Source organism: Streptomyces sp. NPDC051636, assembly GCF_044453765.1.
GTDB lineage: Bacteria > Actinomycetota > Actinomycetes > Streptomycetales > Streptomycetaceae > Streptomyces.
This window is the reverse complement of sequence record NZ_JBITDA010000003.1, coordinates 284,939-298,426: the sequence shown is the minus strand read 5'-3', so window position 1 is coordinate 298,426 and position 13,488 is coordinate 284,939. Positions and strand designations below refer to the sequence as shown.

Annotated in this window: 12 protein-coding genes; 4 read left to right on the top strand and 8 right to left on the bottom strand. The window is 73.8% G+C overall.

What is annotated here, in order from left to right:
- Positions 1–11: 11 nt before the first annotated feature.
- On the bottom strand, positions 12–1,217 hold the full coding sequence (locus ACIBBH_RS08385) for a hypothetical protein (RefSeq protein WP_399403240.1): 1,206 nt from the start codon (positions 1,215–1,217) through the stop codon (positions 12–14).
- Positions 1,218–1,420: 203 nt separating this feature from the next.
- On the opposite strand from ACIBBH_RS08385, the gene ACIBBH_RS08380 reads away from it, so the two are divergent.
- Complete coding sequence (locus ACIBBH_RS08380; protein ID WP_399403648.1) at positions 1,421–2,893, top strand: hypothetical protein; 1,473 nt, start codon at positions 1,421–1,423, stop codon at positions 2,891–2,893.
- A 69-nt stretch (positions 2,894–2,962) separates the two neighbouring features.
- Here ACIBBH_RS08380 and ACIBBH_RS08375 read toward each other — a convergent pair whose 3' ends face one another.
- The 6 genes from ACIBBH_RS08375 to ACIBBH_RS08350 form a co-directional block, all read right to left on the bottom strand.
- Complete coding sequence (locus tag ACIBBH_RS08375) at positions 2,963–5,578, bottom strand: SpoIIE family protein phosphatase (protein ID WP_399403238.1); 2,616 nt, start codon at positions 5,576–5,578, stop codon at positions 2,963–2,965.
- A gap of 265 nt (positions 5,579–5,843) precedes the next feature.
- Positions 5,844–6,272 carry an ATP-binding protein gene (locus ACIBBH_RS08370; protein WP_399403236.1) on the bottom strand — a complete coding sequence of 143 codons (429 nt, stop codon included), beginning with the start codon at positions 6,270–6,272 and terminating at the stop codon, positions 5,844–5,846.
- 97 nt (positions 6,273–6,369) lie between these two features.
- Positions 6,370–6,768, bottom strand: coding sequence for a (deoxy)nucleoside triphosphate pyrophosphohydrolase (locus ACIBBH_RS08365; RefSeq protein WP_399403234.1), 399 nt, complete (start codon positions 6,766–6,768; stop codon positions 6,370–6,372).
- A gap of 39 nt (positions 6,769–6,807) precedes the next feature.
- Entirely contained in the window at positions 6,808–7,005 is a 198-nt protein-coding gene (locus ACIBBH_RS08360) for an SPOR domain-containing protein (protein WP_399403232.1), read from the bottom strand.
- A 330-nt stretch (positions 7,006–7,335) separates the two neighbouring features.
- Entirely contained in the window at positions 7,336–8,088 is a 753-nt protein-coding gene (locus ACIBBH_RS08355; protein WP_399403230.1) for a GntR family transcriptional regulator, read from the bottom strand.
- A 147-nt stretch (positions 8,089–8,235) separates the two neighbouring features.
- The gene (locus ACIBBH_RS08350) at positions 8,236–9,414 is read right to left on the bottom strand and encodes a DUF4190 domain-containing protein (RefSeq protein WP_399403228.1); all 1,179 of its coding nucleotides are present in this window, start codon (positions 9,412–9,414) and stop codon (positions 8,236–8,238) included.
- A gap of 122 nt (positions 9,415–9,536) precedes the next feature.
- Between ACIBBH_RS08350 and ACIBBH_RS08345 the strand changes: the two genes are divergently transcribed.
- Both ACIBBH_RS08345 and ACIBBH_RS08340 read left to right on the top strand, forming a co-directional pair.
- Positions 9,537–10,751, top strand: coding sequence for a serpin family protein (locus ACIBBH_RS08345; RefSeq protein WP_399403226.1), 1,215 nt, complete (start codon positions 9,537–9,539; stop codon positions 10,749–10,751).
- Positions 10,748–11,932: a serpin family protein gene (locus tag ACIBBH_RS08340; RefSeq protein ID WP_399403224.1), complete on the top strand. Its 1,185-nt coding sequence runs from the start codon at positions 10,748–10,750 to the stop codon at positions 11,930–11,932. The genes ACIBBH_RS08345 and ACIBBH_RS08340 overlap by 4 nt, the downstream gene beginning before the upstream one ends.
- 7 nt (positions 11,933–11,939) lie before the next feature.
- Here ACIBBH_RS08340 and ACIBBH_RS08335 read toward each other — a convergent pair whose 3' ends face one another.
- Positions 11,940–12,380 carry a MarR family winged helix-turn-helix transcriptional regulator gene (locus tag ACIBBH_RS08335; RefSeq protein WP_399403222.1) on the bottom strand — a complete coding sequence of 147 codons (441 nt, stop codon included), beginning with the start codon at positions 12,378–12,380 and terminating at the stop codon, positions 11,940–11,942.
- 128 nt (positions 12,381–12,508) lie between these two features.
- Between ACIBBH_RS08335 and ACIBBH_RS08330 the strand changes: the two genes are divergently transcribed.
- Complete coding sequence (locus ACIBBH_RS08330) at positions 12,509–13,486, top strand: SMP-30/gluconolactonase/LRE family protein (RefSeq protein ID WP_399403220.1); 978 nt, start codon at positions 12,509–12,511, stop codon at positions 13,484–13,486.
- Positions 13,487–13,488 lie beyond the last annotated feature (2 nt).

The following is a 13,488-nucleotide window of genomic DNA, read 5'->3' as shown; positions in this document are numbered from 1 at the left end:
CGCCAGGGGCACTACTGGTGTACCCAGTCCTTCCCGTACGCGGTCCAGTCGTCATCCGTCGCCGCGAAGTCCACGTACAGGGCCACGCCGAAGCGGGCGCGGTCGGCGTCGGTGCGGGACAGGCCCAGGCGCACGCCCCGGACGGCGGCCGGGACGGTCTCCGCGTGGCCCCAGTGGCCGAAACGGTTCTCGTGGTAGAAGGGCAGGCCCATGAGGAGGTCGGTGGAGGGCGGGGTGACCTCCAGGGCCAGGGAGGTCTGCTGGGCGACGTAGCCGCCGTACAGGCTCTGCAGCGGCTGCATGGTGTCGTACGACATCACGGCGATCTGGTCGACGCGGCGGGCCACCTGGCCGAAGTACGCCTGCGACCACCACTTGGGGTGGCCGGTGGTGGTGCCCCAGAAGGAGTGGAAGGCGGGCAGCGGGTCGATCTGGTGGGCGGCGACGGAGAGCAGGGCGTGGTGGTCGCGGGTGACGCGGCGCAGGTCGTCGAGGAGGGCGAGGTAGTCGCGGTCGCCGGAGTGGAGCGGCTCCAGGTCGAAGTGGGCGCCCTCGAACCCGTCGGCCAGGATCTCCCGGGTGGAGCGGACGACGGCGGCGCGGGTCGCCGCGCGCTCCAGGCGCAGGCCGTCCGGGGACTCAGTGGCCAGTACGTCGCCCAGCCAGGCCTGGACCCGGACGCCGGGCAGTTCCCGGTGGACGGCGGCTATCAGCCAACGTGCCTTTGGGTAGGCCGAATCGGGAAGGGTGCCGTCGTGTTCCAGGGGGCCGGAATGGACGTACAGGTCGCGGATGCCGGTGCCCCGCAGGCGGCGGGCGAGGGTTTTGACGTCCCTTTCGTCCTTTCTGCCGTCCACCCAGGCGTGGCCGAGCCAGAGGGCGTCCTTGCCCCTGGTGTAGGTGCCGTCGGCCGGGTCGCCGGTGTAGTTGACGCGGAGGGCGGTCTCGGCGGTGAGGAGGGGAAGGAGGAACAGGAGGGCCAGGGTGATGGCTATGCGGGTTGCCCAGCGGCGCTTCGGCAGGCGCTTGACCTCGGCTTCGCCTTCGGCCTCTTCGCTCCCGCCCGCACCGTCCGGGCTGTTTTCGTCATCGGGAGCGGGTGGCCCCTGCGGGGGGTTCTCGCCGTCGGCGGCCGTCGGTGCGTGCGGCGCTTCGGCGGGCTCTCCGTCCATGCCCTCTCCGGTCACCGGCCGCTCCCGCGTCGGTTCCGCGTCCATCCCCGTACCCCCTGTCCTCGTCATCCCCGTCCCCCGACCGCCCACCCCGGTCGCGGAGCCCGGTACCTGCCCATACGCTCCGAAATGTGACGTCCATCTTGATCAGGGGCCGGCCGCGGCACGCCACGTCGCACATAGCCGTGCGGGTGGCGCATGCCGTGCTGGGCTGTGCTGTCGGATCCGTGTGGCTGGTGTTGCCGGGGATGACGATCAGCACCGAAGATCCGGTTCCCGTCGCCCGGGCCGGGCCGGTCGCGAGTGCCGCCGCGCCGGAACGGGACGAGACGTCGCCCACCGATCTGTTGCTGCCGCTCGCGGTGCTGGGCGCGGCGGGCGTGCTGGCCGGGTACGGGTACGTACGGCGCACCCGGCGGGCCCGGACCCGTACGACGCCCGGGATGGTGTCCGTCCGGCCGCCCGCGCCGACGGCGGATGAGTTCGAGCGGCAGGCACGGACCGCGCTGGTCGTCGCGGACGACAGTGTGCGCACCAGCCGGGAGGAACTCGCCTTCGCGGAGGCCCTGTCCGGGGCGGAGGCGGTGGCGCCGTTCGCGCGGGCGCTGCGGGCAGCGGAAACCGAGCTGGCGGCCGCCTTCGCGATACGGCGGCGGTACGAGCAGGGGGTGCCTCAGGACGAGGTGGCCCGGCGGCAGGCGCTGGTGGGGGTCGTCGGGCGGTGCGCGGAGGCCGGGCGGCGGCTGGACGCGGAGGCGCCCGGGTTCGACCAGCTGCGGGCGCTGGAACGGGGGGCGGGCGAGGCGCTGGAGATCGCGGAGGGGCGGTTCCGGGAGCTGGCCGGGCGGACGGGCGGGGCGGCGCTGACGCTGGGCGGGCTGGGCGAGCGGTTCGCCGCGTCGGTCGTGAAGCCGGTCACGGGGTATCTCGAACAGGCCAAGGACCGGCTGGTGTTCGCCACCGGCCACCTCAACGCGTGCCGCCAGGCGGACGATGCCGCTGCCCGTGAGCGGGCGGCCCGGCATCTGCGCGCCGCCGAGGGTGCCATCGCGCAGGCCGACGTCCTGGTCTCCGGCGTGGAGCGGCTCGCGGCTCAGGTGCGGGAGGCGGCGGGACTGGTGCCGGCGGCGCTGACCGGCGCGGAGGCGGAGATCGCGGCGGCCCGCGAGGCCGGGCCGGCCGACGTGCCCGCCGGGGAACTGCGGGCGCGGATCGCCCGGGCCGACGGCGTGCTGCGTGCCGTTCGGGAGGAGCTGACCGGCGGTCCGTACGACCCGGTGGGCGCCCTGCGGCACATCGCCAGGGCCGTCGAGCCGCTGGGCGTCGGCCGGGCCGGGGTGATCGGGGCGGCCGTACGGCTGGTCGCCCGCGGTGCCGTCGGCGCGGCGGAGGACTTCGTCGACACGCACCGGGGGGCCGTGGGCGCCGAGGCCCGCACGCTGCTGGCGGAGGCGGCACGGCTACTGGCCGTGGGGGGGCCGGGCGTGGCCCTCGCCGACCAGTTGGCCCGTCAGGCCCGGGACCTGGCCGAACGGGACGTCCGAGCGCACGGAACCCCCTACTCCGGCGACCCCGTGACCGGCCTCGGCGGCGCCGTCCTCGGCGGAATCCTCCTCGCCGAGGAACCCGACGGCGGCCCCCCGGCAAGCTTCGGCGGCCCGGAGACCCGGGGCCGCCGCGGCCTCCGGCCGGGCCGGCCGCCAGGGCCGGACCCCGCCTGAACCCGACCACCCGCACCGATCAGACCCGGGGCCCCGCGCCCGGCGTCGTCGGCAGCCCCACCGCGGCGCTCAGAACAGACTCAGCAACGCCTCCGCCGGATCCGTCAGCCCGTTCTCCCCGTCGGGCAGGGGGAGTTCGAACCAGACCGTCTTGCCGCGTGGGGTGCGGCGGGAGCCCCAGGCGGCGCTGAGGAGGCCGACGAGCTGGAGGCCGCGGCCGCCCTCGTCGGTGTCGCGGGCGCGGCGGCGGCGGGGCTGGACGAGGCCGGAGTCCCAGACCTCGCAGACGAGGGTGCGGTCCAGGAGCAGGCGCAGTCGTATCTCGCCCTCGCCGTAGCGCAGGGCGTTCGTGACCAGTTCGCTGACGAGGAGTTCCGTGGTGTCGACCAGGGGCTCCAGGTCCCAGCTGAGCAGCTGGCCGCGCGCGTACTCGCGGGCGCGGCCGACGCTGCGCGGCTCGCGCGGCAGGGTCCAGTCGCCGACGGACTCGGTGGGCAGGCCCTGGACGCGGGCCATCAGCAGGGCGATGTCGTCCTCGCCGTGGTGGGTGTCGAGGGTGTTGAGGACGTGGTCGCAGACGTCCTCCAGGGGTTGGGAGGGGTCGGTCAGCGCTCCGACGAATGCCTGCAGGCCTTCGTCCAGGGGGTGGTCGCGGGATTCGACCAGGCCGTCCGTGTAGAGGGCGAGGAGGGCGCCCTCCGGCAGTTCGACCTCCACCTCCTCGAAGGGCTCGCCGCCCACGCCCAGCGGCATGCCGGGCGGCACGTCCAGCATGAGCGCCGCCTCGCCCGGTTCCACCAGCAGCGGCGGCAGGTGGCCCGCGTTGGCGAAGGTGCACCGTCTGGTCACCGAGTCGTAGACCGCGTACACGCAGGTCGCGAGGTACACCTCGGACAGGTCGGCGTCCCGGGGCTGGCGGGCCGTGCGGGTCGCCTGCTGGATGCCTCCCCCAGAGCCGAAAGCCTGGGCGGGACCCCCAGGCGTGCCGAGGCCGCGGGCGATCTCGTCCAGCGCGGAGAGGACTTCGGCCGGTTCGAGGTCGAGGAGGGCCAGGGTGCGGACGGCCGTGCGGAGTTCGCCCATCGCGACCGCCGCGCGCAGACCCCGGCCCATGACGTCACCCACCACCAACGCGGTCCGGTGGCCAGGCAGTTCGATGACGTCGAACCAGTCGCCGCCGACCTCCGTCGCCGCGTTGCCGGGCAGGTACCGGCAGGCGATGTCCAGGCCGGAGGCCTCCGGGTCGCCGGGCGGGAGAAGGGACCGTTGCAGTATCAGCGCGCGCTCGTGCTCGCGGCGGTAAAGGCGGGCGTTGTCGATACAGACCGCCGCGCGCGCCGCCAACTCGACGGCGAGGTCCCGGTCGCGGTCGCCGAACGGCTCGCTGCCCTTCGTGCGGGCGAACTGCGCGAGCCCCACGACCGTGTCGTGGGCGACCATCGGCACGGCCAGCGTGGACTGGACGAGCCCGCCCCCCTCGGCGGGCACGGACTGCGGGCGGGCGGTGCGCAGGGCGTCCGCGCAGGCCGAGTTGAAGGGGTAGTGGTGGACCGCGCCGACCTCGACGGGCGCTCCGCCGCCGACGAAGGGCGCGTCGGAGACGGCACTGGCGAAGGCGACACGGCGCAGTTCCGCGCTGCCGTCGGCGAGTCCGGGCGGGGTCTCGTCGCCGGTCAGCAGGCCCTGGTAGAGGTCGACGGTGGCGAGGTCGCAGAAGCCGGGGACGACGACGTCGAGGAGTTCGCGGGCGGTGGTCTCGAGGTCGAGGGAGTTCCCTATGCGGGCGCCCGCCTCGTTGAGGAGGGCGAGATTGCGCCGTGCGGCGGCGGCCTCGCGGGCGGCGGCACGGCGGGCGGTGATGTCGGTGCCGAGCCAGGCGATCCCGATGGGCCGGCCGCTGCCGCTGTGCACGCGGTAGAGGTTGATGGACCAGTGGCGGCGCTCTTCCGAGCCCGGTACGAAGCCCGTGACGTGCATGTCCGTGATGGAGTTGCCGGTCTCCAGGACCCGGCGCAGGGTGGCCGCGACCCGTTCGGCCTCGCCGCGCTGAAGGTAGTCGTGGACGCCGCGGCCCCGGTGGTCGTCGGGAGTGCCGCCGAAGGTCGCGGCGAACTGCTCGTTGGCGCGGCGGACCCGCAGGTCGGTGTCGATCAGCAGGAAGCCGAAGGGAGATTGGCCGAATATCGCCTGCGAGGCGGCGAGATCGGTCTCGATGGTGCGCAGGGTGCGGACGTCCACGACGATGCAGACGGCGGCCTTGTCGCCCTCCGTGGTCCGGGTGGGCATGACGTAGACCTCGGCGAGGCCCTCCTCGCCGCGCTGCCCGTCGGCCGTCTCCGGCATCCGGAAGGGAACGACCCCGGTCCACTCCCGCCCGTCGAGGATCTCGGCCATCTTCCGCTGCCCGCGCGCGCGCAGATCGGGGTCGATGAAGGCCTCTATGGGGTCCATTCCGACGGCGCGTTCGGCCGGGACGCCGAAGAGCTGCTCGGCGCGCAGACTCCACTGGTCGACGAGTCCTCCGGCGCTGATGGAGAAGGAGGCGACCTTGATGTAGTCGTAGATGGAGCCGGGCGGACTGCTCTGCCACAGGGCGTCGCCGGACGGCAGCTCGTCCGCGGCCTCCGCCCTCGCGCCGTCCGACGGGTCCTCGGACTCCGTGGCCTTCGCTGGTATCTCGCTCACGCGAACCGTCCCCTCCAGCTCACCGCACCCGGCACCGGTCACCGGGGGCGGCTGCCCGCAGTATCCAGCACTACGGCGCCGCACAACACGGTGTTCACGATCACAGCACGATCCCGGTGGTTTTCGGTCCCGGCCGCGACAACACTTCCAGTCTTCTAACCAGGGAACACGCCCTCGAATCACCCGCGACGACAACCGTCCGGGACGGGAGCCGGTCGCTGGACCGCGCTGTCGGACGTGTACAAGGCGAGCGCGCCCCCCGCGCTCACCCCGGCACCACCAGCTCGAACCAGACCGTCTTGCCAGTGGTTCCCGGCCGCGTACCCCAGCGGCGCGAGGAACCGGCGACCAGTTGGAGACCGCGGCCGCTCTCCTCGTCGGGGCGCGGGGCGCGTTCGCGCGGTGGGTCCGGGAGCGGGTCGGAGACCTCGACCAGCAGGGTGTCGCCGAGCTCGGCGGGGCGCACCAGGCGTACGCCGATGGGGCCCGTGGCGTGCCGCAGGGAGTTGGTCACCAGCTCGCTGACGAGCAGGGCCGCGAGGTCGGCGAGGCTGTCCAGGCGCCAGCCGCGCAGTTGGTCGCGGACCGCTCCGCGGGCGGAGCGCACGGCGCCCGGCTCCGCGGGAAAGGTCCACTCGACGCAGTCGCCTTCGGAGTCGATCACGCCGATCACTTCCCAGGCCAGCGAGCCCACCCATGTCCGGTTTCGTGGGGTTAATGGGCACATACCCGATATCCAGTGCCGAGTACCGCCCCAGAGGCGCCCGGTGGCCCCGAACGGCGTACCCGGGTCACCGCAGGCGCGCAGCCACTTCCCTCAGCGCCGGGACGTCCTGGTCGAGCCAGTCCACGTCCCAGATCCGGTCCGGCGTGAGCCAGCGCAGTTCGTCGTGGTCCTGGAGGGGCTCGGGGGCGGGGGAGCCGGGGCGCGGGCGCGCCATCCACACCCGCAGGACGTACGGGGGCTTCAGGGGCCACTCCCCCGGTACGCGGCCGACGGCCTCGGCCTCGATGCCGAGTTCCTCGCGCAGCTCGCGCACCAGGGCGTCCTCGGGCGACTCGCCGGGTTCCACCTTGCCGCCGGGCAGCTCCCAGCGGCCGGCCAGCTCGGGGGGCGCGCTGCGGCGCGCGGCGAGCAGGCGGCCGTCGTCCAGCAGGGCGGCTCCGACCACCACGATCCGTTCCGTCATGCGCCGGAGCCTACGGGAGCGAAGCTTCAGGGCCCGGGGTCAGGTGCGCGCGCCGTTGCCGTTCTGGCCGATGCGCTCGACCCAGTACATCTGTTTGTGGCCGCGGTCGTCGAGGCTGTCGGCGATCTTCTGGGCCTCGGCCCGGGTCGCGTACCGGCCCACACGGTAGCGATTGCCGTTGTCGTCCTGCCGTATGACGAGCCACGGCAGCGAGACCGTGCCGTTGGCTTCGCTCATCGCACCCCACCTCTTCTTCCGGCCCTCGCCCGCCCGTCTCCCGTCCCCGGCTCCCGCCGTGCCCCGCCCGCTGAGGAAACCGCAGTCCGCATATGCCCGAGCGTACGCCCAACCTTCACGCAGCGAATACGCCTTTTCACGAAGAGGTACGCAACCGGCCAGAACGCGGGGGGCGCACGATGACGAGTGCGCCGTCCGTGCGCTTCGAAGCGTCGGATTGACGGGTCGCCGGGCAGACCCGGAGTCACCTGGGAAAACGGCCGGATTCCAACGGACCGCGCGGGAGCGGGACTCAGGCGGGTGACCGGAGCAACTGCCCAGGGTGGTGCGCTACTTCACTGGCAGGTGGTACGCGACCCGGTAACGGTCGGCGGGGATCACCACGTCGGCGGTCTCGACCGGGCGGCCGGAGGCGTAGTAGGTGCGCTGCAGGACGAGGACGACATGGCCCGGGACGCCGCCCAGGGTGAGCAACTCCTCGGCGAGGCCGGGGCGGGCGCCGACCTCCTCGGTGACGTTGTCGACGATGACGTCGATGGCGCGCATGCGCTCGACGACGCCCATGCCGCCCAGGGGGCCCTCCTCGGGCAGCATGACGGGCGTGCGGCCGGTGACCGCGAGGGGCTCCCAGGAGGTGGAGAGCATCATCGGCTCGCCGGCGTCCCTGAAGACGTACTTGGTGCACATCACGCGGTCACCGGGCTTGATGCCGAGCCGCTCGGCGATGGCGCCGCTCGCCTCGGCCTGCTCGCTGCGGGACTCCCAGGTGCCGCGCGCGGCGGCGTCGGCCTGCTCCTGCCGGAAGGGCGTGGCACCGGCGGGCGGGCGGAAACCGGAGCGGGCGATGCGCCGGGGCACGGGCCGCTCCCGTACGTACGTCCCCGAGCCGGAGCGGCCCTCGACCAGGCCCTCGGCCATGAGTACCTTGCGCGCCTCGAGGGCGACCGTGTCCGAGACGCCGTACTCCTCGCGGATCCGGGCCTGCGAGGGGAGGCGGGTGTGGGGAAGCAGCTGACCGTCGACGATCTTCTTGCGGAGATCGCCCGCGACGCGCAGATACGCCGGCTGCTCACCGAAAGCCACAAGCCGCTCCCCTCGGGTTGTACAGACAGCAACAGCGTGGCAACCGTGGGTTGTGCCGTGCAAGCAAAGGCCAGAGAATCACTCGATGTGATGACATTGCTCCGGTGAGGGCTTTGCGCAGGCACTTTCTCCCCGCTATAGCCTCCGTCACACCTCCAGACCGGTGTCGTCGGAGGACGGCGGAGTCGTGGCCAGCCCCAGAGCCTTGCGCGCGGTGACGGTCCGGTCCGGGTCGATGAGCTTGAAGCCCTTGTCGTAGTGCGCGTAGAAGGTGTCGGCGTCGGCGGCCCTCGCGGCCTTCGCCCACTGCGCCCGCGCCTTGTCGAGGTCGCCGGCCAGCGCGGTGACCGGCTTCCTCGCGTCCCCGGGCCACGCGTGCCCGCGCAGCATCCCGGCCTGCTTCTCCAGGGCCGCCGTGACGCGCCCCGCCCACGCCTTGTGGCCGGGCAGGTCGTCCTCGACGTACTCCGCGTCGGGCGCGGTGTCCAGGGCCGCGTTGAGGACGTGCGCGGCTTTCAGATAGGCGACCTGGTCGGCGTCGAGGACCGTCTCGTCGTTGCGCAGGGAGCCGGTCAGGCCGGCGCCCTCGTCGGTGTTGCCGAACACGCAGGTGACCTCGCGGTCGCCGGCCGCCCAGCTGTCCCGGGTGGGTGTGAGGTAGTAGACGTCGACGTCGTCCGGGACGGCCCAGCCGTCCATCGCGTAGCTGTCCTGCAGGTTGTAGCAGCGCTCGTCCGCCCGGTCCGTTACGGCGGAGTCGCCGGGGTAGGGACCGCCCGTCAGCTCGAAGGAGGCGAACACCTCGCCGTCGTGTTCGCCGGCGCAGGGCACCTTGTCGACGTCGTACGTCTCGCCCTCCAGCGAGCCGCCGGGCGCATTGAAGCACTCGCCCTTGGCCAGTGAGATGCTCGCGCCGTCCCGCGCGCCGTCCTTGAGGCCCTGCCAGAAGTCGGCCGCCCCGCCCGTCGCCAGTGCCGCCACCCACAGCGCGAGCCCGATCCCGGACAGCACGCAGCCGGCGATCGCCATCCCCTTCCCGCGCTCGCCCCGCTTCCGGATCTGCGCCAGCGCCACCAGCCCGAGCACCAGCCCCACGCCCGGCAGGAAGCAGAGGATGCCCAGCACGAGGGCGGCGATGGCGAGCCCGTTCACCGCCGCCGGGCGGTTGTACGGGCTGTAGCCCTGCGTCCAGGGCTGGTACGGCGGCTGCCCGTAGGGCCCCTGGGGCTGCTGTCCGTAAGGGCCCTGCGGGTACGGCGAGTACGGCGACGGCGGCGGGTAGGAGCCGTCGGGCTGGTGGGGGCCGGGGGGCGGAGGTATGGACACGGGTACCGTGCTCCTGGGGACGGGGGCTGCGGCAGTGCTGAACTGACGGCGAACCTGACAACGGAACCGACTGACTGACGTACGACTGCGCGCATGGTAAGCGCGCCGTCGGTGGGGGTGGAATGCGGGTCGCGAGTGCGACGGTCCGGGCGGTGAACCGGCTCACCGCCCGGTGGGCGGGGGCCACGGACGGCGGCACGGTGTTCTCGGCGGCCGGTGTCTGGCCGCTGCTGGCCTTCCTGGCCGACGGGGCGGCGGGCCCGGCACGGACCGAGTTGACGGAGGCGCTGGGGCTGCCCGCCGATCAGGCGGCGGGAGCGGCACGGGAGTTGCTCGCCGGGCTGGGCGCGATGCGGGGCCTGGGCACGGCCGTGGGGCTGTGGACCAGGCGCACGCTGGAGCTCCGGGAGGAGTGGGCGGCGGGACTGCCCGCGGACACGCACGGGGTGCTCACCGACGACCTCGGCGCCACCCGGGAGGCACTGGACGCCTGGGCCGTGAAGCGCACGGGGGGTCTCGTGGATCACCTGCCGGTCGGGCTGGACGAGGACACCGAGCTGGTGCTCGCGAGTGCGCTGGCGATGCGGACGCGGTGGTCGGCGCCCTTCCAGGAGGTGCCGTTGGAGACCGCGCACCAGCCCTGGGGCGAGCCCGGCCGGCTGGGCCTGTTCCGCTCGACCGCCGTCCTGGACCGGATCGGCGTGGCGGACACGCCCGACGGCTTCGTCACCGAGCTGAAGGTGCTCGGCGGCAACGCCCTCGACGTCCACCTGCTGCTGGGCGAGGAGCGGATGGCGCCCGGTCAGGTGCTGGGGGCGGGCGTGGACCTGCTGGCGCGCCGGGCGGCGGTGGTATCCGGTCCTCGACTCCCTTACGGGGACGTGGGTCCGGGCCTGAGCGTGCTGAAGGAGCGCTGCGCGAGCCCGCAGCCGCCCTCGCTCGACGTGACGACGGCGGCGTTCGAGGTGCGGGCGGACCACGACCTGCCGGCACTGCACGCGCTGTTCGGGCTGACGACCGCGCGCGACGCCCGGCAGGGCCACTTTCCCGGCGTCAGCGGCTCCCCCCTGGCCATCGGCTCGGCCGGACAGTCGACGATGGCCCGGTTCGGCGCGCTGGGCTTCGAAGCGGCGGCGGTGACGGCGTTCGGCGCGGTCGCGGGCGGAATCCCGGAAACGCGCTACGTGAAGACGACGGTCGAGGCCCGCTTCGACCGCCCCTTCGGTTTCCTCGCCCTGCACCGCCACTCGCGGCTGGTGCTCGCGGCGGGCTGGGTGACGGATCCGCTGCCGTTCCCCGAGTACTCCTGGGACGACGACGAGTGGGGGACCGAGTGAGTGGGACGACGGCAGTCCGGGCGGTCAACGCGCTGACCGCGCGCTGGGCGTGGGCCGCGGAGGGCGGCACGGGCGGCACGGTGTTCTCGGCGGCCGGTGTCTGGCCGCTGCTGGCCTTCCTGGCCGACGGGGCGGCGGGCCCGGCTCGGGCGGAGCTGGCCGAGGCGCTGGGGCTGCCCGCCGAGCAGGCTGCGGGGGCGGCGCGGGAGTTGCTGGCCGGGATGGATGCCATACCCGGGCTGGACTGCGCCCTGGGTCTGTGGACGGACCGGGCGCTGGCACTGCGCGAGGAGTGGCGGGCGGGGCTGCCGGCCGAGACGCACGGGGTGTTCGGCGGTGACCTCGCGACCGACCAGCAGACGCTGGACGCCTGGGCGGCGAAGCGCACCGGCGGGCTCGTCGAGCGCATGCCGGTCACGCTGACCCGGGACGCCAGGATGGTCCTCGCCACCGCCCTGGCGCTGCGCACCGACTGGCCGCGCCCCTTCGGCGAGCGCCCGCTGTGCCCGGACGCCGGGCCGTGGCAGGGCCGCACGCTGCTGGGCCTGCACCGCAGGGGCGTGCGGCCGGACCGGGTCGGCGTGGCCCGCACCCCGGACGGCTTCGTGACCGCCCTGAAGGTGCCCGGCGACAACGGCCTCGACGTCCATCTCGTCCTCGGCGAGGAGCGCATGACGCCGGGCCAGGTGCTGGGCGCGGGCGTGGCCGTCGTGGAGCGCGAGCAGGCGGTGACCGGCGGCGGGCAACTGCCGTACGGGCACGTGGGGCCGGGGCTGTACGTCGAGCGGGAGCCGTCCGTCAGCCCGGAACCGGTGACGCTCGACGTGACGACGGTGGCGTACGACGTGCGGGCGGACCACGACCTGCTGGCGCTGGACCGTCTGTTCGGCCTCGCGACGGCACGGGACGCCCGGCAGGGTCACTTCCCGGGGATCAGTGCCGCGCCGCTGGCCATCGGGGCGGCCCGGCAGTCGGCGGTCGCGCAGTTCGGCGCCCTGGGCTTCCGGGCAGCCGCGGTGACGGCCGTGATGCCCGCGCCGGGTGCGGTTCCCCAGTTCCGCTACGAGACCACCGTCGTCCGGGCGGTGTTCGACCGTCCCTTCGGCTTTGTCGCCGTGGACCGGGCGACCTGTCTGGTCCTCGCGGCGGGGTGGGTGACGGAGCCGACGCCGTACCGGTGAGCTGAGGTCAGGGGCGCTCGCGCTCCAGGAGGTCGACGCAGCGGGCGAGCAGGCCGACCAGCGCCGCCCGCTCCTCGTCGGTGAACTCGGCGGCCAGCGCCCGCTCCACGCGTACGGCCCGCGTGTCCGCGTCGGCCAGGACCGCGCGGCCCTCGTCGGTGAGGCGGGTCTCCAGGACGTTCCGGTGCCACTCGTGCGGGGTGCGTTCGATCAGGGCACGGTCCTGGAGGTTGTTCAGGACCGTGTTCATGGTCGGCGGGGTGACCCCGCACAGGCGGGCCAGGGCCGCGGCGGAGATGCCGGGGTTGGCGGAGAGGTGGAGCAGCGCGCCGTACTGCGCGACGGTCACGCCCGCCGGCTTCAGGACCGCGGTCTTGGTCGTGTTGAGAGCCTGTTCGGCCCGCTTGAGGTGGGAGCCGAGGCGCTCGGATGCGGGCATGGACGTCATTTCCGCATGGTAGCGGGCGCGTCCGACGATTCACCCCCTCACATTCATTAATGCATTGACGAGCATTAGAGCTCTAATCTACGTTCATGTGCGTCAGCCAGTGAGAAGTCGAAGCGAGAGGCACCGACGTGTCCCCTCAGATCCATCGCCGCACCTTCCTGACCACCGCCGCCGCCCTGACCGTGGCAGCGGCCGCCCCCACGGCCCGCGCGGCCACCGCGCCCCGCGTCTCCACCGCCTTCACCCTCCCCGGCGACCGCGCCTACCCCGAGGGCATCGCGCTCGACCCGCGCACCGGTGACGCGTACGTCGGCTCGTACACGACGGGGGCCGTCTACCGGGCCGCGCGCGGACGGCGTGCCGCCGAGGTCTTCCTGCCGGCGGGCGCGGACGGCCGCACCACCGCCAACGGGCTGAAGGCCGACCGGGCCGGCCGCCTGTGGGTCACCGACTCCACCACCGGGGTCGGCGTCTACGACCTGCGCACCCGCGCCCTGATCGCCCGCCTCGACGTCCCCGGCGACGCGCCCCGCTTCGTCAACGACCTGGCCGTCGCCCCCGACGGCACGGCATACCTCACCGACAGCACCCGCGCTGTGGTCTACCGTGTCACCCCCGCCGACCTGGCCCGCGGCGGCCGGGGAACACTGACCCCGGCCTACGACCTGAGCGGCGTCAAGGATCCGCAGGCACCCGACGCGTTCACCCTCAACGGCATCGTCGTCGAGCCGACGGGACGCACCCTGTTCGTGGTGGACATGACCGGCGGCGACCTCTACCGGGTGGACACCGCCACCGGCGCCGTACGCCGAGTCGCCCTGCGGGGCGGCGACCTGACGCACGGCGACGGCCTGGAGCTGGCGCACGGCACGCTGTGGGCCGCGCACAACACCGTCAACACGATCAGCCGCTGGCGCCTTTCCGCGGACGGCACCTCCGCCCGCCTGGAACGGCGGCTGACCGATCCCGCGCTGCAGATCCCGACCACGCTGGTCCGCGACCGGGGGCGGCTGCTGGTCGTGCGGTCGCAGTTCGACAAGGGCGGGCCGATGGGACCGGGCGTGCCCGAGACGCCGTTCACCGTGGCCCGCGTCGAGGGGATCTGACG

Bases quoted from the DNA above. Each gene is read 5' to 3' on its own strand.
- ACIBBH_RS08360 (WP_399403232.1), bottom strand. From the start codon at position 7,005: ATGAGCGAAGCCAACGGCACGGTCTCGCTGCCGTGGCTCGTCATACGG.
- ACIBBH_RS08345 (WP_399403226.1), top strand. From the start codon at position 9,537: ATGCGGGTCGCGAGTGCGACGGTCCGGGCGGTGAACCGGCTCACCGCC.
- ACIBBH_RS08380 (WP_399403648.1), top strand. From the start codon at position 1,421: ATGACGATCAGCACCGAAGATCCGGTTCCCGTCGCCCGGGCCGGGCCG.
- ACIBBH_RS08335 (WP_399403222.1), bottom strand. From the start codon at position 12,380: ATGACGTCCATGCCCGCATCCGAGCGCCTCGGCTCCCACCTCAAGCGG.
- ACIBBH_RS08385 (WP_399403240.1), bottom strand. From the start codon at position 1,217: ATGGACGCGGAACCGACGCGGGAGCGGCCGGTGACCGGAGAGGGCATG.
- ACIBBH_RS08365 (WP_399403234.1), bottom strand. From the start codon at position 6,768: ATGACGGAACGGATCGTGGTGGTCGGAGCCGCCCTGCTGGACGACGGC.